This window comes from Streptomyces sp. NPDC046939 (assembly GCF_040644575.1).
Taxonomy (GTDB): Bacteria; Actinomycetota; Actinomycetes; order Streptomycetales; family Streptomycetaceae; genus Streptomyces.
The window spans coordinates 79,312-99,995 of the sequence record NZ_JBEYWV010000004.1 but is presented as its reverse complement, the minus strand read 5'-3'; the positions used below and the strand labels follow the sequence as shown (position 1 = coordinate 99,995).

Annotated in this window: 16 protein-coding genes; 7 read left to right on the top strand and 9 right to left on the bottom strand. The window is 71.7% G+C overall.

What is annotated here, in order from left to right; genetic code table 11:
• The first annotated feature begins 130 nt into the window (after nt 1-130).
• Entirely contained in the window at nt 131-1,333 is a 1,203-nt protein-coding gene (ftsY, locus tag ABZ877_RS05970; protein WP_361065045.1) for a signal recognition particle-docking protein FtsY, read from the top strand.
• 116 nt (nt 1,334-1,449) lie between these two features.
• On the opposite strand, the gene ABZ877_RS05965 is transcribed toward ftsY, so the two are convergent.
• Nucleotides 1,450-2,118, bottom strand: coding sequence for a bifunctional DNA primase/polymerase (locus tag ABZ877_RS05965; RefSeq protein WP_361065042.1), 669 nt, complete (start codon nt 2,116-2,118; stop codon nt 1,450-1,452).
• A gap of 479 nt (nt 2,119-2,597) precedes the next feature.
• Between ABZ877_RS05965 and ABZ877_RS05960 the strand changes: the two genes are divergently transcribed.
• From ABZ877_RS05960 to ffh, 5 genes are all read left to right on the top strand, one after another.
• Nucleotides 2,598-4,079, top strand: a complete 1,482-nt coding sequence (locus ABZ877_RS05960; RefSeq protein WP_361065039.1) for a hypothetical protein — start codon at nt 2,598-2,600, stop codon at nt 4,077-4,079.
• A 275-nt stretch (nt 4,080-4,354) separates the two neighbouring features.
• Nucleotides 4,355-5,710 (top strand): ammonium transporter, encoded by a 1,356-nt coding sequence (locus ABZ877_RS05955; RefSeq protein ID WP_361065036.1) that lies wholly within the window; start codon nt 4,355-4,357, stop codon nt 5,708-5,710.
• Nucleotides 5,707-6,045 carry a P-II family nitrogen regulator gene (locus tag ABZ877_RS05950; RefSeq protein ID WP_361065033.1) on the top strand — a complete coding sequence of 113 codons (339 nt, stop codon included), beginning with the start codon at nt 5,707-5,709 and terminating at the stop codon, nt 6,043-6,045. The genes ABZ877_RS05955 and ABZ877_RS05950 overlap by 4 nt, the downstream gene beginning before the upstream one ends.
• 70 nt (nt 6,046-6,115) lie before the next feature.
• Entirely contained in the window at nt 6,116-8,692 is a 2,577-nt protein-coding gene (locus ABZ877_RS05945; RefSeq protein ID WP_361065031.1) for a [protein-PII] uridylyltransferase, read from the top strand.
• A 387-nt stretch (nt 8,693-9,079) separates the two neighbouring features.
• Nucleotides 9,080-10,639, top strand: coding sequence for a signal recognition particle protein (gene ffh / locus ABZ877_RS05940; protein WP_361065028.1), 1,560 nt, complete (start codon nt 9,080-9,082; stop codon nt 10,637-10,639).
• A gap of 153 nt (nt 10,640-10,792) precedes the next feature.
• Here ffh and ABZ877_RS05935 read toward each other — a convergent pair whose 3' ends face one another.
• From ABZ877_RS05935 to yhfZ, 8 genes are all read right to left on the bottom strand, one after another.
• Nucleotides 10,793-12,028, bottom strand: a complete 1,236-nt coding sequence (locus ABZ877_RS05935; protein ID WP_361065025.1) for a phosphopentomutase — start codon at nt 12,026-12,028, stop codon at nt 10,793-10,795.
• Nucleotides 12,025-13,191 carry an alanine racemase gene (locus ABZ877_RS05930; RefSeq protein ID WP_361065022.1) on the bottom strand — a complete coding sequence of 389 codons (1,167 nt, stop codon included), beginning with the start codon at nt 13,189-13,191 and terminating at the stop codon, nt 12,025-12,027. The genes ABZ877_RS05935 and ABZ877_RS05930 overlap by 4 nt, the downstream gene beginning before the upstream one ends.
• Before the next feature lie 6 nt (nt 13,192-13,197).
• Nucleotides 13,198-14,322 carry an aminotransferase class V-fold PLP-dependent enzyme gene (locus tag ABZ877_RS05925; RefSeq protein WP_361065019.1) on the bottom strand — a complete coding sequence of 375 codons (1,125 nt, stop codon included), beginning with the start codon at nt 14,320-14,322 and terminating at the stop codon, nt 13,198-13,200.
• Nucleotides 14,323-14,324: 2 nt separating this feature from the next.
• Nucleotides 14,325-15,272 (bottom strand): phosphotriesterase, encoded by a 948-nt coding sequence (locus tag ABZ877_RS05920; protein ID WP_361065016.1) that lies wholly within the window; start codon nt 15,270-15,272, stop codon nt 14,325-14,327.
• 195 nt (nt 15,273-15,467) lie between these two features.
• The gene (locus ABZ877_RS05915; protein ID WP_361065013.1) at nt 15,468-16,814 is read right to left on the bottom strand and encodes a YhfT family protein; all 1,347 of its coding nucleotides are present in this window, start codon (nt 16,812-16,814) and stop codon (nt 15,468-15,470) included.
• A 16-nt stretch (nt 16,815-16,830) separates the two neighbouring features.
• The gene (locus ABZ877_RS05910; RefSeq protein WP_361065010.1) at nt 16,831-17,187 is read right to left on the bottom strand and encodes a DUF2620 domain-containing protein; all 357 of its coding nucleotides are present in this window, start codon (nt 17,185-17,187) and stop codon (nt 16,831-16,833) included.
• A 42-nt stretch (nt 17,188-17,229) separates the two neighbouring features.
• The gene (locus tag ABZ877_RS05905) at nt 17,230-17,604 is read right to left on the bottom strand and encodes a PRD domain-containing protein (RefSeq protein ID WP_361065007.1); all 375 of its coding nucleotides are present in this window, start codon (nt 17,602-17,604) and stop codon (nt 17,230-17,232) included.
• A gap of 90 nt (nt 17,605-17,694) precedes the next feature.
• Nucleotides 17,695-18,639, bottom strand: a complete 945-nt coding sequence (gene yhfZ, locus ABZ877_RS05900; protein ID WP_361065005.1) for a GntR family transcriptional regulator YhfZ — start codon at nt 18,637-18,639, stop codon at nt 17,695-17,697.
• 101 nt (nt 18,640-18,740) lie between these two features.
• On the opposite strand from yhfZ, the gene ftsH reads away from it, so the two are divergent.
• Entirely contained in the window at nt 18,741-20,681 is a 1,941-nt protein-coding gene (ftsH, locus tag ABZ877_RS05895; RefSeq protein ID WP_361065002.1) for an ATP-dependent zinc metalloprotease FtsH, read from the top strand.
• Nucleotides 20,682-20,684 lie beyond the last annotated feature (3 nt).

Sequence of the window (20,684 nt, the reverse complement as noted above, 5' to 3'; positions counted from 1 at the left end):
CTCTACGCGCGTTGATGCACCCTCTTCCATCGTAGTTTAGTCCGAGTAATACCTTGCGGAGACCTTTGTCCCTTGGAGGATGCGACGAGAGCGGTCCCGCCGGGGCCCCATGGCTGATACTGGACGGGTTATGGAAATCGTCATCCTTGCTGTAGTCATCGCCGTGGTCGTGATCGGCGCGCTCGGCGGGCTCGTGGTCGGCAGCCGCAAGAAGAAGCAGTTGCCGCCACCGCCGCCCTCGGCGCCCGACATCACCACCGCCCCGCCCACCGAGCCGCACGTCGGCGACGAGGCCGAGACGCCGCGCGACGAAGCGCGGCGCACGATCGAGGAGGTCGACCTCCCGGTCGCCGAACCGGTCACCGAGGAGGTCGTCGAGGAGCCGGCCGCTCCGGCGGTCGAGGTGCCGGAGCCCACCGCGGGCCGCCTGGTCCGCCTGCGCACCCGGCTCTCCCGCTCGCAGAACGCGCTCGGCAAGGGACTCCTCACCCTGCTCTCCCGCGAGCACCTCGACGAGGACACCTGGGAGGAGATCGAGGACACGCTGCTCACCGCCGACGTCGGCGTCCAGCCCACCCAGGAGCTGGTCGACCGGTTGCGCGAGCGCGTCAAGGTGCTCGGCACCCGCACCCCCGAGGAGCTGCGGGCGCTGCTGCGCGAGGAACTCCTGACGCTGCTCGTCCCGGAGTTCGACCGCACGGTCAAGACCGACTCGAACCTGGACACCCCGGGCATCGTCATGGTCGTGGGCGTCAACGGCACGGGCAAGACGACCACCACCGGCAAGCTCGCGCGCGTGCTCGTCGCCGACGGCAAGAACGTGATGCTCGGCGCCGCCGACACGTTCCGCGCCGCCGCCGCCGACCAGCTGCAGACCTGGGGCGAGCGGGTCGGCGCGAAGACGGTGCGCGGGCCCGAGGGCGGCGACCCGGCCTCCATCGCGTTCGACGCCGTCAAGGAGGGCATCGCCGAGGGCGCGGACGTCGTCCTCATCGACACCGCCGGCCGTCTGCACACCAAGACCGGCCTCATGGACGAGCTCGGCAAGGTCAAGCGCGTCGTGGAGAAGCACGCGCCGCTCGACGAGGTGCTGCTCGTCCTCGACGCCACGACCGGGCAGAACGGGCTCGTGCAGGCGCGCGTGTTCGCCGAGGTCGTCGACATCACGGGCATCGTGCTGACGAAGCTGGACGGTACGGCCAAGGGCGGCATCGTCGTCGCGGTCCAGCGGGAGCTGGGCGTGCCGGTCAAGCTGATCGGTCTCGGCGAGGGCCCCGACGACCTGGCGCCGTTCGAGCCCGAGGCGTTCGTGGACGCGCTGATCGGGGAGTAGCCCGGACGGCGCCGAAGGCGAAGGGGGTGGGAAGGTGCGGGCCGAACCCGCACCTTCCCACCCCCTTCGTCATGCGCCGGGCGTGCCGTTCGTCATGATCAGCGGGGCGTGCTGCCTCATGCCCAGGCCGAGCGATGAGCCACGTACGCCAGTGTCCCCAGGAGCAGCCGTGCCTGCGGCGGCTGCGTCGACGTGTCCAGGGAAGGCGCGCGTAGCCAGGTCGCCGGGCCGAGGCCCGCGCGGTCGGAGGGCGGGGCCGTGATGTACGCGCCGGGGCCGAGCGCGTGCAGGTCGAGCGCCGCGTCGTCCCAGCCCGTGCGGTACAGCAGCGTCGGCAACTGGGCGGCGGCGCCAGGCGCCACGAAGAAGTGCGCGCGGCCCTCGGGGGTGGCGATCACCGGGCCGAGCGGGAGGCCCATCCGCTCCAGGCGGATCAGGGCGCGACGCCCCGCGGGCTCGGGGACGTCGATGATGTCGAACGCGCGGCCGACCGGGAGCAGGACGGAGGCGCCGGGGAACCGGCCCCACGCTTCGGTCACCTGATCGAGGGTGGCGCCGGCCGGGACCACCGCGGCCGGGTCGAGCGGGTGCGCGCCGGGCACCGGGCAGTCCGCCTTGCCGCAGGAGCAGTGGGGGCCCGCGGCCCGCGCGCCGGGCACCACGTCCCAGCCCCACAGTCCGGTGAACTCCGCCACCGCGGTGCAGGCCGATGCGCGGCCGGACGTGCGGCCGCGACGACGTGACCCGGAGCGCATCTCGCGAATGCCGCCGATCGTGAAGCCCATGCCCCCTCCAACGGGTACTGCGCGCTGGTGGTTACGCGCCGGAACCGGATCGTGACCCAGTGTGTACGAGCCGCCTGGTCGGGGCGGCGTTCAGTCGCATCCGGGGTGGTGCGCCCGTCGCCGCGCGCCCTCGCGCACTCCGTTTCGCCGACTTCCGGCTGTCCTATTTCAAGTGAATCGCGTGTGGCGGCGCTTGAGTTCATTCGAAGGGGTGGCGAATGGTGGCGTTTCTGTGTTCGCCCTCGCCGGAGGGGTGATCGTAGGATTACTTTCAGTACACGGATCCTCGGGGTACATGCACCCGTGGGTATGCCGCAGGCAAGTCGTCTTTCTGTTCGACGAGTGACAACTGGCGGACGGCGAGCAGTAGTTGGCGGCATTCTGATAGGGCTTGCGGGTAGGGCTCGCAGCAGAAGAGGCCGACAGGACGTGGCGTTGAGTTGAATGCCTTAGACGGTTCAAGGGATGGGGGCGTTCCAGTGGGCGGCAGCGGCGGAAGCGTGACGAACGCTGAGAAGCGCCCGAACGAACTGCTCGGCTCGTGGTTCGTGCGCAGCGGCTGGTCGAAGGGTGAGCTGGCGCGCCAAGTGAACCGCCGGGCGCGGCAGTTGGGCGCGAACCACATCTCCACCGACACTTCGCGTGTGCGGCGTTGGCTCGACGGGGAGAACCCGCGCGAGCCGATCCCACGCATCCTCAGCGAGTTGTTCTCGGAGCGGTTCGGCTGCGTGGTCGCCGTCGAGGACCTCGGACTGCGCGCCGCGCACCAGGCGCCCTCGGTCTCCGGCGTCGACCTGCCGTGGACCGGGCCGCAGACCGTCGCCCTCATCGGTGAGTTCTCGCGCAGCGACCTGATGCTGGCGCGCCGCGGCTTCCTCGGCAGCTCCCTCGCGCTCGCCGCGGGGCCCTCGCTCATCGAGCCCATGCAGCGCTGGCTCGTGCCGGGGCCGAGCGGCGCCACGGCCGGTGCCGACCCCGACGCCGCCGCGCAGCGCCGGGGGAACCGTCTCTCCAGGCCCGAGCTCGACCTGCTCGAGTCCACCACCGTCATGTTCCGCCAGTGGGACGCCCAGTGCGGCGGCGGTCTGCGCCGCAAAGCCGTCGTCGGACAACTGCACGAGGTGACCGACCTCCTCCAGGAACCGCAGCCCGAAGCCACCACCAAGCGCCTGTTCAAGGTGGCGGCCGAACTCGCCGAGCTGGCGGGCTGGATGAGTTACGACGTCGGCCTGCAGCCCACCGCGCAGAAGTACTTCGTGCTCGCCCTGCACGCCGCCAAGGAGGCGGGCGACAAGCCGCTCGGCTCCTACGTCCTGTCCAGCATGAGCCGCCAGATGATCCACCTGGGCCGCCCCGAGGACGCCCTGGAACTCATCCACCTCGCCCAGTACGGCAGTCGGGACTGCGCCAGTCCCCGCACCCAGTCCATGCTGTATGCGATGGAGGCCCGCGCCTACGCCAACATGGGCCAGCCCGGCAAGTGCAAGCGGGCCGTGCGCATGGCCGAGGACACCTTCGCCGACGCCGACGAGTGGGACGACCCGGACCCCGACTGGATCCGCTTCTTCTCCGAGGCAGAGCTCCACGGCGAGAACAGCCACTCCTTCCGCGATCTCGCCTATGTGGCCGGGCGCAGCCCCACCTACGCGTCGATGGCCGAACCGGTCATGCAGCAGGCCGTCGACCTCTTCGGCAAGGACTTCGAGCACCAGCGCTCGTACGCGCTCAACCTGATCGGCATGGCCACCGTGCACCTGCTCCAGAAGGAGCCCGAGCAGGCCACGGTCATGGCGGAGCAGGCGCTCGGGATCGCCAAGAAGGTCCGCTCCGAGCGCGTCAACACCCGTATCCGCAAGACCGTGGACACCGCCGTCCGTGACTTCGGGGACGTCGCCGAGGTCATCCAGCTCACCGAACAGCTCGCCGCCCATCTGCCCGAGACCGCGGAAGCCGCGGTCTGACACCCCACACACGCCGGCCGCGGCCGACCGTCCCCGTAACAGCCCGACTCGGCTCCCCCATGCCAGGTCACCGGAGACGGAAGACCGCGGCCGGTTCGCCGTGCCGCCGCTTCATGCAGGCGTAACACCCAGGACCTCTTCGTCACTGCGTCGAAACATCGAGGGGCCTCCGCCGAAACCGCGCTGGGCCAGAGTCTGGCGCATAACGGCCCACCCCTCATGCCCGACTCCAGGCTTCGCCCGCACGGAGCCCTACCGACGACGAGGAGACGCCGATGGCACCTGCCGCCATCACGCTCGCCGCAGAAGCTCCGAAACTCTCTGCCGCGAACACAGGCTTCATGCTGATCTGCTCCGCCCTGGTGATGCTGATGACACCGGGCCTCGCCTTCTTCTACGGGGGCATGGTCCGCGTCAAGAGCACCCTGAACATGCTGATGATGAGCTTCATCAGCCTCGGGATCGTCACGATCCTGTGGGTGCTGTACGGCTTCTCGGTCGCGTTCGGCACCGACAAGGGGTCGCTGCTCGGCTGGGACGGGGACTTCGTCGGCCTCAGCGGGGTCGGCCTGACCCAGCTCTGGGACGGCTACACCATCCCTGTCTACGTCTTCGCCGTCTTCCAACTGATGTTCGCCATCATCACGCCCGCCCTGATCAGCGGCGCCCTCGCGGACCGCGTGAAGTTCACGGCCTGGGCGCTGTTCATCACCTTGTGGGCCACGATCGTGTACTTCCCCGTCGCCCACTGGGTGTGGGGCACCGGCGGCTGGGCCTTCGACCTCGGTGTGATCGACTTCGCGGGCGGCACGGCCGTGCACATCAACGCAGGTGCCGCCGCCCTCGGCGTCATCCTCGTCATCGGCAAGCGCGTCGGCTTCAAGAAGGACCCGATGCGGCCCCACTCGCTGCCCTGGACGATGCTCGGCGCCGGTCTCCTGTGGTTCGGCTGGTTCGGGTTCAACGCCGGTTCGTGGCTCGGCAACGACGACGGCGTCGGCGCGCTGATGTTCGTCAACACGCAGGTCGCCACCGCCGCCGCCATGCTCGCCTGGCTGATCTACGAGAAGCTGCGCCACGGCGCGTTCACCTCCCTCGGCGCCGCCTCCGGCGCTGTCGCCGGGCTCGTCGCCATCACTCCTTCGGGTGGTGCGATCTCGCCGCTCGGCGCGATCGCCGTCGGCGCCATCGCCGGTGTGCTGTGCGCCATGGCCGTCGGCCTCAAGTACAAGTTCGGCTACGACGACTCGCTCGACGTCGTCGGCGTCCACCTGGTCGGCGGCATCGTCGGCTCCCTGCTCATCGGCTTCTTCGCCACGGGCGGCGGCCAGTCTGACGCCCAGGGTCTCTTCTACGGCGGCGGCCTCACCCAGTTCTGGAAGCAGTGCGCCGGTGTCGGCGGCGTCCTCGCCTACTCGCTGATCGTCTCCGCGCTCCTCGCCCTCCTCATCGACAAGACCCTCGGCATGCGGGTCTCCGAGGACGACGAGGTCGCCGGCATCGACCAGGTCGAGCACGCCGAGACCGCCTACGACTTCGCCGGTGCGGGCGGCGGCTCCATCGCCCGCACCGCCGTCCCGGCCACGCCCGCCGCGCAGACAATCCAGAACACGAAGAAGGTGGACGCATGAAGCTCATCACCGCGGTCGTCAAGCCGCACCGGCTCGACGAGATCAAGGAGGCCCTCCAGGCCTTCGGCGTCCAGGGCCTGACCGTCACGGAGGCCAGCGGCTACGGCCGCCAGCGCGGCCACACCGAGGTCTACCGCGGCGCCGAGTACACCGTCGACCTCGTCCCCAAGATCCGTATCGAGGTCCTGGTCGAGGACGACGACGCCGAGCAGCTCCTCGAAGTCGTCGTGAAGGCCGCGCGCACCGGCAAGATCGGCGACGGCAAGGTCTGGGCGGTCCCCGTCGAGACGGCGATCCGCGTCCGGACCGGCGAGCGCGGGCCGGACGCCCTGTAACCGACGCGATCAGCGATTCGACCAGCGATTCGACCAGCGATGCGTCGCTGAGCAGGACGGGAGCCGCCGCGTGGCGAATGGGAACGATGTACGGACCGAAGCAGCGGACGACCGGCCCAGCGGCTACGCGGCGGCCCGGCTGCGCCTCCTCCAGGACGGGGCGCGGTCCGGGCCGCCGCGCCGTACCGCCCTCGCCGAACTGACGGACGACTGGCTGACCCGCCTGTTCGGCCCGGGAATCCCGGACGGCGGCGTCTCGCTCGTCGCCGTCGGCGGCTACGGGCGCGGCGAACTCTCCCCGCGCAGCGACCTCGACCTGCTCCTCCTGCACGACGGGACCGCCGACCCCGGCGCGGTCGCCGCGCTCGCCGACCGCATCTGGTACCCAGTCTGGGACCTCGGCCTCGCGCTCGACCACTCCGTCCGCACCCCCGCCGAAGCGCGCAAGACCGCGGGCGACGACCTCAAGGTGCAGCTCGGGCTCCTCGACGCCCGCCACCTCGCCGGCGACCTCGGCCTCACCGCCGGACTGCGCACCGCCGTCCTCGCCGACTGGCGCAACCAGGCGCCCAAGCGCCTGCCCGAACTGCGCGAACTGTGCGAGGAGCGCGCGGCACGCCAGGGCGAGCTCCAGTACCTCCTCGAACCCGACCTGAAAGAAGCGCGCGGCGGTCTGCGCGACGACACCGCGCTGCGGGCCGTCGCCGCGTCCTGGCTGGCCGACGCGCCGCGCGAGGGACGCGCCGACGCGCGCCGCCGCCTGCTCGACGTGCGCGACGCCCTCCACCTGGCCACCGGCCGCGCCACCGACCGCCTCGCCCTCCAGGAACAGGACCAGGTCGCCGCCGAACTCGGCCTGCTCGACGCCGACGTCCTCCTGCGACAGGTGTACGAGGCCGCGCGCACGGTGTCGTACGCGAGCGACGTGACCTGGCGCGAGGTCGGCCGGGTCCTCAAGTCCCGCTCCGTACGGCCCCGGCTGCGGGCCATGCTGGGCGGCGGCAAGAGCGCGCCGGTGGAACGCTCGCCGCTCGCCGAGGGCGTCGTCGAGATGGACGGCGAGGTCGTCCTCGCCCGCGCGGCCCGGCCCGAACGGGACCCGGTGCTCCCGCTGCGCGCGGCCGCCGCCGCTGCCCAGGCCGGTCTCCCGCTGTCGCTGCACGCCGTCCGGCGGATGGCCGCGGGGACGCGGCCGCTGCCCGCTCCGTGGCCCGCCGAGGCCCGCGAGCAGTTGGTCACGCTTCTCGGCGCGGGCCGCACGACCGTCGAGGTGTGGGAGGCGCTGGAGGCCGAAGGGCTGATCACACGGCTGCTGCCCGACTGGGAACGGGTCCGCTGCCGCCCGCAGCGCAACGCCGTCCACACCTTCACCGTCGACCGGCACCTCGTCGAGACCGCCGTCCGCGCCTCCGAGCTGACCCGCCGCGTCGGCCGGCCCGACCTGCTGCTCGTCGCCGCGCTGCTGCACGACATCGGCAAGGGATGGCCCGGCGACCACTCCGTCGCCGGTGAGGTCATCGCGCGGGACGTCGCGGCGCGGATCGGCTTCGACCGGGCCGACGTCGCCGTCCTCGCCACCCTCGTCCGCCACCATCTGCTGCTCGTCGAGACCGCGACGCGACGCGACCTGGAGGACCCGGCGACCGTCCGGGCCGTCGCCGAGGCGGTCGGCTCGCAGGGCACGCTGGAGCTGCTGCACGCGCTGACGGAGGCCGACGCGCTGGCCACCGGCCCCGCCGCCTGGTCGTCGTGGCGCGGCTCCCTCGTGACCGACCTGGTCAAGCGGGTCTCCGCGGTGCTTGCCGGGGACGCCCCCGCCGACCCGGACACCTCCGACAGCGCCGAGCCCACCGCCGAGCAGGAACGGCTCGCGGTGGAGGCGTTCCGCACGGGCGGCCCGGTGCTTTCGCTGCGCACGCGGCCGGACGGGACGGACTCGGAGCCCACGCCGGAGTCGGACCGGCTGGACCGCCCGGACCGGTCCGGCCAGCCGGGTCAGTCGGGCGAGTCGGGTCAGGCGGTCGATCCGGTCGCGCCGGAGCCGCTGGGTGCGGAGCTGTTGATCGCGGTGCCGGACCAGCCGGGTGTACTGCCCGCCGTGTCGGGTGTCCTGGCCATGCACCGGCTGACGGTGCGCACGGCAGAGCTGCGCGCGCTCTCGCTCCCTGACGCATGGGGCCAGGACGAGCGGCGGGACGCTTCGGTGCTGCTCCTCAACTGGCGGGTCGCCGCCGAGTACGGCTCCCTCCCGCAGGCCACCCGGCTCCGCGCCGACCTCGTCCGCGCCCTCGACGGCTCGCTCGACATCGCGGCACGGCTCGCCGAACGGGACGCGGCCTACCCGCGACGGCGCGGCACGGTGGCGCCGCCGCCCCGGGTCACGGTCGCCTCGGCGGACTCCCGCCTCGCGACGGTCATCGAGGTACGCGCCCAGGACGCGCCGGGCCTGCTGCACCGCATCGGTCGCGCATTCGAGACATCCGGCGTACGGGTGCGCTCCGCGCATGTGTCGACGTTGGGCGCGAACGCGGTCGACGCGTTCTACGTCACCGGGCTCAAGGGCGCGCCCCTGCCGGCGCAGGAGGCGGCATCGGTGGCGAACGCGGTCGAGAAGGCGCTGCAGGTGGGAGCGGGGGGTGGTGGTTGAGCGGGATGCGTGTGCGCCCTGCCGCCGGGAGAGGCGGTGCGGGGAGCGGGCTCGCGACCCGGTGCGTGCGGATGCGGGGCCGCGGCGTCCCGGCTCAAGATCCACAGCACCCCCCCCCGCCAGTGCGGAGGCGGCTGGTTGCAGCCCGTCTCCGCCGTGGAGGGCGCGCGCGAACCCGTAGTCCTCGCTGAGGCGCGTGCCGTCCGCAGCGCCCCGCTCGGAAGCCCGCCGTGCCCCGGGCCGTGTCCGCGCGGGGCGCGGGACGGACCCGTACCGCGCCCGCGCCCACCCGCCTCCCCGACGGGGCGCTGACCCAATGCGTCGCGGCAGATACCCTGGAAGGCCACTTGTCCGTAGAGCCAACCGACCCGAGGATTCGCGACCGCCGTGTTCGACACTCTTTCCGATCGCCTCGCAGCGACTTTCAAGAATCTCCGCGGCAAGGGTCGCCTCAGCGAGGCGGACATCGACGCCACGGCGCGCGAGATCCGGATCGCGCTCCTTGAGGCCGACGTGGCGCTGCCCGTCGTCCGCGCCTTCATCAAGCAGGTCAAGGAGCGGGCCGCCGGCGCCGAGGTCTCCCAGGCGCTGAACCCCGCCCAGCAGGTCATCAAGATCGTCAACGAGGAGCTCATCGGCATCCTCGGCGGCGAGACCCGCCGCCTGCGCTTCGCCAAGACCAGCCCGACCGTGATCATGCTCGCGGGTCTCCAGGGTGCCGGTAAGACGACCCTCGCGGGCAAGCTCGGCCACTGGCTCAAGACCCAGGGCCACTCGCCGCTGCTCGTCGCCTGTGACCTCCAGCGCCCGAACGCCGTGAACCAGCTCAGCGTCGTCGCCGAGCGCGCGGGCGTCGGCATCTACGCCCCCGAGCCGGGCAACGGCGTGGGTGACCCGGTCAAGGTCGCCAAGGACTCCATCGAGTACGCGAAGTCCAAGGTCTACGACGTCGTGATCGTCGACACCGCGGGCCGCCTCGGTATCGACCAGGAGCTGATGCAGCAGGCCGCGGACATCCGCGACGCGGTCTCGCCGGACGAGGTCCTGTTCGTCGTCGACGCGATGATCGGTCAGGACGCGGTCAACACGGCCGAGGCCTTCCGTGACGGCGTCGGCTTCGACGGCGTCGTGCTCTCCAAGCTCGACGGTGACGCGCGCGGTGGTGCGGCCCTGTCGATCGCGCACGTCACCGGCCGCCAGATCATGTTCGCCTCCAACGGCGAGAAGCTGGACGACTTCGACGCGTTCCACCCGGACCGCATGGCGTCCCGCATCCTCGGCATGGGCGACATGCTGACGCTGATCGAGAAGGCCGAGCAGACCTTCTCGCAGCAAGAGGCCGAGAAGATGGCCTCGAAGCTGGCCTCCAAGAAGGGCCAGGACTTCACGCTCGACGACTTCCTGGCGCAGATGGAGCAGGTCAGGAAGATGGGCTCCATCTCCAAGCTGCTCGGCATGCTGCCGGGCATGGCGCAGATGAAGGAGCAGATCAACAACCTCGATGAGCGCGACGTCGACCGCACCGCCGCCATCATCAAGTCGATGACCCCGGCCGAGCGCGCGGACGCCTCGATCATCAACGGCTCGCGCCGCGCCCGTATCGCCAAGGGTTCCGGTGTCGAGGTCAGCGCGGTCAAGAACCTGGTCGAGCGGTTCTTCGAGGCCCGCAAGATGATGTCCCGCATGGCCCAGGGCGGCGGCATGCCGGGGATGCCCGGTCTGCCCGGCATGGGCGGCGGCGGTGCCCGGCAGAAGAAGCAGGCGAAGAAGGCCAAGGGCAAGCAGCGCTCCGGCAACCCGATGAAGCGCAAGCAGCAGGAGCAGGAGGAGGCCGCCCGGCGTGCCGCCGCCGCCGAGGCGGGAAGCGCGCTCGGCCTGCCCGGCGCCGGGCAGCAGGGCGGCAAGGACTTCGAACTGCCCGACGAGTTCAAGAAGTTCATGGGCTGACGCCATGGTCCGGTGACCTTTCCGTACGCGGAGGGGAGAGGGGCGCTCGCTGCTGCGGGCGCCCCTCACCCTTGTACGCACGGAGATCCCTTGTGCGGAGATCCCTTGTATGGAGATCCCTGCGCGGATCGGCAGGAGATGCGTACGGAGGTGTCAGGCGGCCCGCGTCGAGGCCGCCCGTATCTCCGTGCCGTTGGCCAGGCCCGCCGGATCGAGGCCCAGCGCCGCCGCCGCGGTGGCGCCCACGTCGGCCAGGCTCGTCGCGTCCGGCATCAGCTCGGCGCCTCGCGCCTCGGGTCGGTGGATGAGCACGGGGACGTACTCGCGCGTGTGGAAGGCGTGTCCGATCGTCGGGTCGTTGCCGTGGTCGCCGGTGACGATCAGCCGGTCGCCGACCTCGGTGAGCAGGGAGAGGAGCGCCGCGAGGCCCGCGTCGACCTGTTCCAGGATGCGTCCGTAGCACTCGGTGTCCTGCTGGTGGCCCGCGAGGTCGGACTCCTGCACATTCGCCACGACCAGCGCGTCCCCGTCGGCCCGCACCGCGTCGAGCGTGTGGGCGAGGACCTCGGCCGTGTCGACGGCGGGCCGCCGCACGGCCGCCTCGCAGGCCAGGATGTCCGCCGCCTTGCCGACGAGCGTCACGGGGATGCCGGCCCGCGCCGCCAGCTCCGGGAGCTGCCGGGCGTGGTCGAGGTCGGCGCCGAGGTGCTGCACCTGGAGCCCGCCGTTGCGGTAGAAACCGGTCGCCGGGGTGTCCAGGCCGACCGTGCCGCCGTCGCCCGCGCGCACGAACGCGTCCAGTGACTTCTCCGCATGGCCGCCGACCGCGATGACGCGGGCGACCGGGGCGACCGACCGCACCGTACGGGCGATGGCGAGGATCCCGGCGAAGTCGATGGCGTCGAGACGGCCCGACGCGTTCCAGTTGATCCCCGGGTCCGCCTCCAGGTTGTCGTGGACCAGGACCGCGCCGTCCACGACCAGCAGGGGCTTGCCGTCGAGCGGTTCGACCTCGTGGCCCGCGTCCGTGAGCGCCCGGGTGACCTCGTCCAGGTGTTCGGCGAGCCGTGCGACCGTCACCCGGCTGAAGTCCGCGCCCATCATCGTCTGGTGCCCGGCGAACGTGTCCGCTCCCGGATACCCGAGCGCGACCCTCCCCACGGCCACCGGCAGATGCGTGCGCCGGGCCAGATCGGGGTGCGGGTGGACCATGCCGAGGCCGAGCGCGCCCAGCACGGGCAGCCGCAACGGCCTGCCGAACGCCTCCCGGCAGCGGTCGAGGACGTGCCCGCAGGTGTCCGCCGCCACGTCGCCGGGGCGCAGCGCCCCGGCGTCGGGCATCGCGCCGACGCCGAACCCGTCCACCACCACGATCACGGTCTTGCTCATGAGACGGCCTTCCCTTGTGCGTCGTACAGCCCGACCAGGCGGGGCGAGCCGGTCGAGAGGCCGGCCACCACCGCGACCGTCGAGCGCGTCACGAAGATCTGCGTGCGGAAGGCGAGCAGCGCGGTGTCGCCCGCCCGTACGTCCGCACCCGGTCCCGGGGCGTCGAGCAGGCGGTAGTAGTCGATGTTCTGCGGCGGCGCGTCCTGCACCCCGAGGCGCAGGCCCGTGCGGGGGAGCAGCGCCGACGTGATGTGGGAACGCGCGTAGAAGCCGCCGCCGAAGACCGCGGGCCTGCCGTCGGCGAGGGTGTGGGCGACCTCGGTGACGTACACATAGGCGGGCTTCTCGGGCTGGTCGAGGTCGCGTGCGTGCAGCGGGGTGGTGCCGGTGAGGGAGTGGCCGGGCTCGCCGTGCGTGGCGCCCAGCTCGGCGAGGAGGGGGAGCGTCGCCACGGATGTGGCGCTGGGCGCGCTGAGCTTGAGGTTCTCGTGACCGCGCGCGGCCAGTGTCTGGCGTGCCTTGAGCGCGATCTCGAAGTTCGGCGTGGGTGCGGGCAGCCCTGTGACCGGGTCGCACAGCACGCAGGGGAACGCCGTGACGCCCGCGATCCGCACCCCGGGCCACTGCTCCACCGCCGCCGCGAACCCCTCGATGTCGGCGAGCGGGACCCCGCCCTCCTGCCCGGGGTAGACCGACCCCTCCGCGCCTTCTAGACGGATCATCACGTCCTGGACGAGGCCCAGTCGCAGCGCGGTCTCGGACACGGCCCGCGCGTTCGCCGCGTCGTACACCGTCACCGTCTCAGGGCGCCACGCCAGCATCTCGGGCAGCGCCCGGTGCGGGATCTGCACGAGGTGCCCGAGGTTGCCCGCCCGTGCGCCCGCCGCGTGCAGGGTGCGGGCCTCGGGCGGGTCGATGGCGGCGTACTTCGGGATGTGCCGGGCGATGGCCTTGATCAGCTCGGGGTTGCGGCCGAGCTGCTTCACGACGAACCAGAGGTCCAGGCCGAGCCGCTCGGCCTCGGCGGCGAGCAGCGCCGCGTTCCCCTCGATCGCGTCGAGGTCCATCACATAGGTGTCCGGCGGAATCGCGCCGCGCCGGTGCAGGTCGGTCGCCGCGTCGGTCAGCGCGGGGTTGCGGGCGAGCAGGCTGTCGAGGAACACGGTCGGTCAGTCCTTGCTGAGTTCGTGGAGTGAGCGGCGCAGGACGGAGACGACCAGATCGGCACCTGCCCGCATCGGATTGATCCGGACCGTCCAGTCGGCGAGCTCCGGGGCGTCGTCGAGGGAGGAGCTGGACATGCGGTAGAAGAGCGGGGCCACCTCGTAGCGCGAGTTGGAGCCCACCGGGTAGGGCGCCGCCCCGAACTTCGCCGCGACGGCGGGCAGTTCGCGCGCGACGGGCCGGTCGAGGCGCACGAGCAGACAGCGGTCCTGCGCGTTGGCGATCCGTACGTCGCTGACGCCCGGCACCTCGCCCGCCGCGAGACGCTCGGCCACCTCCGCGCCGACTCTCGACTGCAACGCCCACATCACCGGTACGTGCGTGAGCGCGCGCAGCGCGTCGAGCGCCTGGTGGCCCTGGACCTGCCCGCCGCCCGAGTAGTTGTCCGCGCGGACGTGCTCCACGAGGCCACGGGCGCCCACCACGGCGCCCACGCCCTCCGGGCCGTGCAGCTTGAAGAGGGAGAAGCAGGACGCGTCGGCGCCCAGCTCGACGCCGGCCGCCGGGACCCGGAACACCGCGTAGTTGTCGTCGACGACCGTACGGACCCCGGCCTCGCGGCAGGCGGCGAGCACCTCGCCCGGGTCGTAGGAGTCGCCGAGCCGCTGCCGCGTGTGCTGCACGTACGCCCAGCGGAACCGGCCGGAGCCGAGGGCGGCACGCAGCGCGTCCAGGTCGTTGAAGTCGACCCCGTGGGTCTGTACGCCCAGGCCGCGCAGGGTGACCTCGGTGGTGCGGTAGACGGGCGCCCGGTGGATGAGCAGCGGATCGCCCGCGCTCACCGCCGCGCTCAGCGCCGCCCGGATGGCACCGGTGCCCGCGCCCTGGACGAGGGCGGCGTCCTCGGCGCCGAAGTAGTCGGCGAGCACGGCCTCCACCTGGGCGGTGGTCCTGGGCCGTCCGAGACCGGGCACCACACCGGCGTCCGCGGTGAACAGCTCGGCGCCCTGGAAGTGCGCGGCCGTGCACTCCAGCAGCCGGAACTGCCGTGCCGCGGCCTCCTCGACGGGGACGGTGGCGAGCGGGTACGTCCGGGGGAGGGAGGGCGCCGAGGGATTCGGTCGGGGCATGGTCAGATCTCCTCCGTGCTCGCGCCGGTCAGGAAGCGCAGCGGGTTGCGCCGGGTCATCAGGTCGATCAGGTCGTCGTCCACCCCGGCCGCCCGCAGTCGCGGCAGGAACGAGCGGAACAGATGCCCGTACCCCTGTCCGCCCTCCGCCTCCAGGTACGCGTGCCGGGAGATGTCGCAGCTCAGCAGGGCCCGGTCCGCGTACCCCGCCTCGATGAGACCGAGCAGCAGACGCACGCGGGTGTCGTCGCTCTGGTAGCTCTCCTTGCCGACCGTGTCGAAGGCGACGTACGCGCCGCTCGCCGCCAGCTCCTTGTGGACACCTGGGTCGTCCAGGAGGTCCTGGTGGCCGACGGAGACGCGGTGCGGGGGCAGGCCCTCGGCGGTGAGCAGGTCGAGCTGGGCGAGGCCGCCGCGCCCGAGCTGGGCGTGCGTGGCGACGGACAGCCCTGTGGCGACGGCGGCCCGGGCGGCGGCGCGCAGCGAACGGGCCTCCGGTCCGCTCGGCACGTCACCGTGGCTGCCGACCTCGCCGAGGACGCCGGGCCGGATGCCGCTCGAACCGAAGCCGTCCTCGATCTCGCGCACGAGGCTCTCCGTGAGCTGCTCCACGCTCGCCGAAGCCACCTCCGGGGTGTGGAACGGCTCGTAGTACCAGCCGGTCGCCGCGACGACCGCGACCCCTGTCTCGCGCGAGAGCGCGGCGAGCGCGCGCGGGTCGCGCCCCATGCCGCGGCAGGTCAGCTCCATGACGAAGGAGAGGTCGAACGCGTCACGCAGCGCGAGCAGTTCGGCGGCGACGGCCGGGCCGTGCCGCCCGGCGTCGAGCACGGCACCGCCGTCGCCCTCGCGGTCCAGGTCCAGGACGAGGTGCTCATGGGCGAGGGCGGGGCCGCGGACGGCTTCGCAGGAAAGGGGGCCCGTGACGGTGTGGAGGGTGGTGGTGTGCATGGTGGGTGTTCCTTTCCGGCGAACTGGCCCCGGCGGACCGGGTGGTGCGATCGGCCACCGTCGTGGACCGCTCACCCCTTCAACGCCTCGCGTTCCGGGAAAGTTTCACGGAGAGTGACGAAATCTGGGGAGAATTTCACGCAGCGTTGATCAACTCGGTGGTGGCCGGACCGGTCACGACGACGACCGGACCGCTCACGACTTGATCGGCGTGAACAGGTCGAGCCAGTACAGGACGTTGAGCAGGATCCCGCCGACGATCACGGCCGCGGGCGCCGCCGCCATCCGTACGACGGGCCGCCCCATCGCCTCGTTCAGCAGGTACAGGCCGCCCACGACGAGGATGCCGAGCCCGGCGCCCATCGCGTTCGCCGCCATCAGTGAGCCGAACAGGATCGCCAGTTGCAGCGTGTCGCTGATCGCGCTGCGCAGATGCTCCGAGGAGTCGCGCACGCTCGGCAGCTTGCCGAGGAACTTGCCGATGTAGGACAGGGCGAGCACCTCGACGGCGAAGACGAGGGCGCCGACGACGGCCGCGACGAACGGGTTCGGCAGCAGGTAGCCGATGGGGTAGACGAGCGTGAAGCCCGCGATGCCGTACGCGCCGGAGGCCAGGGCCGTCGTCGCGATCAGCGGGATGAAGCCGAAGACCCGGTAGAAGTCGACCTGCGCCGCCTCCCCGTACTGCCCCTTGGCGATCAGGAAGCTGGTCGCCTCACCGCCGCCGAATATGTGCATCTGGGCCAGGACGCAGACGCCCGCGCCCAGCAGCATGAACAGCGGCAGGTGCCTGCGCAGGCGCGCCGCGCTCGCGCTGAACAGGGACGCCATCGGGTCGTCGCCGGGGGGGATCTCCTCGACGGCGTTCGCCCGGTCCGCCTTGCGCTGCCTGAGGTCCTTGGCGACCGCGAGGCCGATCAGCAGCAGGACACCGACGGCCATGGCGATGGCGCCCGCGAAGACGTTCGGCCACAGCTTCATCGTCATGACGACGAGGGCCAGTTCGACGACGCCCGCGACGCCGCCCCACTTGCGCCCGAACTGCTTGCTGATGGCGAGCACCGGGAACAGCGTGAACAGGAACAGGATCGGCGTCGACATCTGCTGCATCGCGGTCAGGAAGTCGACGGGCAGGTCGTGCGCCAGGTTGTTCGCGCCGTTCAGGCCGAAGACGACGACCGCGCCCCAGGCGGCGCCCAGGATCGGCGCGAGCCACTTCTTGGGCGAGAGGATGCCCAGGATGTCGGTGGGCAGGAACACCAGCCACGGGTTGAGGACGCCCGTGGACAGGGCCATGGGCGCGCCGAGGCCGAAGATGAACCCGGCCGACAGGCCGAACGAGACGGCCGTGGTGGCGCTGCGGGTGGAGCGCCCCTGGATGAAGTCGAGCATGAAGGGGCGCACGCCGTCGTTGAAGACGGCCAGGGCCATGTGCGAGATGAACGCGGTCAGCGCGCACAGGGCGATCACGGTGAGCTGTTGCGCGAGGCTGAGATCGAGGTCGGCGCCCGCGGCGAGGACGGTGCCCGTGGCTGTGTTCATGGTGGGTCCCGCGCGGCTACGAGCGAGCCGCGATCGCCCGCGCGAGCAGCGGGGCGATCCGGTCGATCTGGTCCATGGAGAAGCCGAACACCTTCTTGCCGTCCGCGAGGAGGGCGTCGACCTCCTCCTCGGTCGGTACGCCACGGCCGAAGGTGTGGCAGGCGGGCTGCCCCATCAAGCCGACGAGCACGCCGAGGGAGGCGCCCGCGCCGGTGTGGCAGGTGCCCAGGAAGTAGTCGGCCTGGCCGGCGCGCAGCTTCATCGCGGCGTCCATGTCGCTGGAGACGGTGACCTCGACGCCGTCGAGACCGAGCCCCTTGACGGTGTCGGCCACTTCGACCTTGCCGACGCCGCCGGTGAGGATCTTCGTCATGTCTGGTTCCTTCTTTCTGTGACCCAGGGCCCGGGGGAGGGCTCAGCGGGCGGGCTGCTGCGCCAGGACGGCGAGGTGCATGGCCAGGAAGTTGATCTCGGACTCGGGCAGGGCCCGTCCGAGCTCAGCACGCGCGCGTGCGGCGAGAGACCGGGCGCGTGCCACGGCGTCGGGATGGTCGGCGAGTTCGGCGGCGACCTGGTCGTCCGTGAGGAACTGCTCGATCGGGGCGCCGTCCATGAGCCGGGTGAGCGCCATCATCAGATGGCTGGTCAGCATCCCGGCGCTCTCCTCGGTGACGGTGTGCCCCTCGTTCTCGAGCGCCGCCAGTTCGGCGGTCACGAACGCGGCGACCTCCGGCCCGACCTGGCCGCTCTCCTGGAACAACTGGATGCGGAGCGCTAGTTGGTCGTCCACGGGACCTCCCATCAAGACAGTAACCGGGATTTTGGATTTTGAGCCGAGAAGATCCCGGAAGCCGGGAGCCCAACGACCCGCGTCTGGATGTCAGTACGAGGGGATGCGCTCGCCCCGCACCACTTCGGACTGCAGTTGTGCCACCTGGGAGAGGTCGAGGGCGTCGCGCACGGCGGACAGTGCCTTCGCGCCCTCCGTCCTGCCGATGATCGCCGCGCTGGAGTTGCGCAGCGCCAGATCGCGCGTGACCTCGTCGCCCAGTGGCAGCACGTCCACCTCCATGCCGAGCCGGCCCTGCACCTCGTCGAGGTTCCAGACGGTGGCGTCGGCCTGCTTCTGCGCGAACAGGTCGCGGAGCTGCATGTAGGACGACTCGACCCACTGGATGTCGTCACGTCCCGCGAAGGCGCGCTCGGCCAGCATGCGCTGGTCCTCCGAGGCGTGGTCGACCGCGACGCGCAGCCCCGGCGTGTCCAGGGAGACCCCGTCCCGCACCAGGAAGCCGTGCGCGCCCACGTACGTGGCGGGGCCCAGGTCGGCGACGAGCGCCAACTGGTCCTTGTGCTGCTCGACCAGGCCGTCGGCCGCGAGGCGCGAAAGGACCACCAGGTCGACCTTGCCCTCCAGGAGGGCTGCCGTGCGGTCGCCGGCACCGCGCATGAAGGTGATGGCGAAGGGCGTGCCGGCCGCCTCGAACGCGGCGCGCAGGCCCGTCGCCAGGCCCTCGTAGCGCCGCGAGTAGGGCAGCGGCATCGCGGCCAGCAAGGTGCCGAGGCCGGAGAGGCGCCAGAGTATGGCGCGGTCCGAGCGGATCAGGAAGGTGCCCAGATGGCCTCGGGCGGCGGTCGCGATGGCGCCCGCCTCCTCCAGGAGGCGCAGTGCCGCCTGCACGGTCCCGTTCCCGCACCCCAGCTCCTGGGCGAAGTCCTTCACGCGCGGCAGCCGCGTCTCCACCTCGTGGCCCATCAGGAGGACCGCGAGCTGGCGCGCCGCCAGGCCGTTGCGCGTGAGGAAGCGCTCGTCGAAACCGTTCACGAACCAGACAGTAACCAGGATTCTGGATACTGGCAAGAGGCCGGGAACTGTGCGGTCATGGGCGCAGGACCCCTGGACGCGGAGGGCGGAGGACAAGAGGCGTGACGAACCCCGTACCCCCGCGCGACCGGACCGACCAGCCCTGGCGCTCCGAAGGCGCGCCCCCGCCACCGCCCCCGCAGTCGCCCAAGCGCAAGATGCCCGGCGGCTGGGGCGGCCTCGTCCTCACGGCCCTGGTCGTCTACCTCATCGCCAACCTGGTGCTGTCGTTCTTCAACCGGGGCGACGAGCCGACCATCTCCTACACCGAGTTCAGCAAGCAGGTCGCGGCCGACAATGTCACCAAGATCTACTCCAAGGGCGACGCGATCCAGGGCCAGCTCAAGAAGGAACGGCCCACCCCGGACGACAGCGACAGCGGAGAGAAGAACTACACGAAGTTCACCACCCAGCGGCCCTCCTTCGCCGACGACGACCTCTGGGCGAACCTGGAGAAGCACCACGTCGTCGTGACGGCCGAACCGGTCGTCCAGGAGCGCAGCTTCCTGTCCAACCTGCTCATCTCCCTCGCCCCAATGCTGCTCCTGGTCTTCCTGTGGATCTTCATCGCGCGGCGCATGAGGCAGGGCATGGGCGGGGCGGGCGGCATGCTCGGCCGCAAACAGCCGCCCCGACCGGTCGAGCTGGAGGCCGGCGAGAAACGCACCACCTTCGAGGACGTCGCCGGCATCGACGAGGTCGAGGGCGAGCTGAACGACGTCGTCGACTTCCTGAAGAACCCCGAGGCGTACCGCAGGATGGGCGCCAAGATGCCGCGCGGCGTGCTCCTCGCCGGGCCGCCCGGCACCGGGAAGACGCTGCTCGCGCGCGCGGTGGCGGGCGAGGCCGGGGTGCCGTTCTTCTCCGCCTCCGCCTCCGAGTTCATCGAGATGATCGTCGGCGTCGGCGCCTCACGTGTGCGTGAGCTCTTCGCCGAGGCCCGCAAGGTCGCCCCGTCCATCATCTTCATCGACGAGATCGACACCATCGGCCGCGCGCGGGGCGGCGGCAGCGGCATGGGCGGCCACGACGAGCGCGAGCAGACCCTGAACCAGATCCTCACCGAGATGGACGGCTTCACCGGCTCCGAGGGCGTCATCGTCATCGCCGCCACCAACCGCGCCGACGTCCTCGACCCCGCGCTCACCCGGCCGGGACGCTTCGACCGCGTCGTCACCGTCTCGCCGCCCGACCGGAGCGGACGCGAGGCCATCCTCAGGATCCACTCCCGCGAGATCCCGCTCGCCCCCGACGTGGACCTCGCCCAGGTCGCCCGTACGACGCCGGGCATGACCGGCGCGGAACTCGCCAACCTCACCAACGAGGCCGCCCTCCTCGCCGTCAAGCGCAAGCAGGACCAGGTCACCCAGGCCGACCTGTCCGAAGCGCTGGAGAAGGTCCAGCTCGGCGCCGAGCGGCCCCTGGTGATGCCCGACGAGGAGCGCCGCCGCACCGCCTACCACGAGAGCGGCCACGCCCTCCTCGGCATGCTCCAGCCCGGCGCCGACCCGGTCCGCAAGATCACGATCGTGCCGCGCGGCAGAGCGCTCGGCGTCACGCTGTCCACCCCGGATGCCGACAAATACGCGTACACGGAGGAGTACCTGCGCGGGCGCATCATCGGGGCTCTTGGCGGCATGGCGGCCGAACAGGTCGTCTACGGCGTCGTCACCACCGGGGCGGAGAACGACCTCGAACAGGTCACCAACATCGCCCGCGGCATGGTGGGCCGCTGGGGCATGAGCGAGAAGGTCGGCCGCCTGTCCGCCCTCCCGAACGACGCCCAGCAGACCTACGGGCTCGCCGCCGCCCCCGACACCCTCGACACGATCGACCGCGAGATGCGCCGCATCGTGGACGAGTGCTACCAGGAGGCGTGCGACACCCTGCGCGAGAACCGCGCCAGGCTGGACGCGCTGGCCGGCGCCCTCCTCGAGAACGAGACCCTCGAAGAGGCGGACGCCTACCGGATCGCCGGCATCACCCGCCTCGCCAAGGACTGAGCC

Coding starts and splice junctions, on each gene's coding strand:
- ABZ877_RS05920 (WP_361065016.1), bottom strand. CDS start 15,272: ATGCACACCACCACCCTCCACACCGTCACGGGCCCCCTTTCCTGCGAA.
- ftsY (WP_361065045.1), top strand. CDS start 131: ATGGAAATCGTCATCCTTGCTGTAGTCATCGCCGTGGTCGTGATCGGC.
- ABZ877_RS05910 (WP_361065010.1), bottom strand. CDS start 17,187: ATGACGAAGATCCTCACCGGCGGCGTCGGCAAGGTCGAAGTGGCCGAC.
- ABZ877_RS05965 (WP_361065042.1), bottom strand. CDS start 2,118: ATGGGCTTCACGATCGGCGGCATTCGCGAGATGCGCTCCGGGTCACGT.
- ABZ877_RS05915 (WP_361065013.1), bottom strand. CDS start 16,814: ATGAACACAGCCACGGGCACCGTCCTCGCCGCGGGCGCCGACCTCGAT.
- ABZ877_RS05925 (WP_361065019.1), bottom strand. CDS start 14,322: ATGCCCCGACCGAATCCCTCGGCGCCCTCCCTCCCCCGGACGTACCCG.
- ABZ877_RS05955 (WP_361065036.1), top strand. CDS start 4,355: ATGGCACCTGCCGCCATCACGCTCGCCGCAGAAGCTCCGAAACTCTCT.
- ABZ877_RS05935 (WP_361065025.1), bottom strand. CDS start 12,028: ATGAGCAAGACCGTGATCGTGGTGGTGGACGGGTTCGGCGTCGGCGCG.
- ABZ877_RS05950 (WP_361065033.1), top strand. CDS start 5,707: ATGAAGCTCATCACCGCGGTCGTCAAGCCGCACCGGCTCGACGAGATC.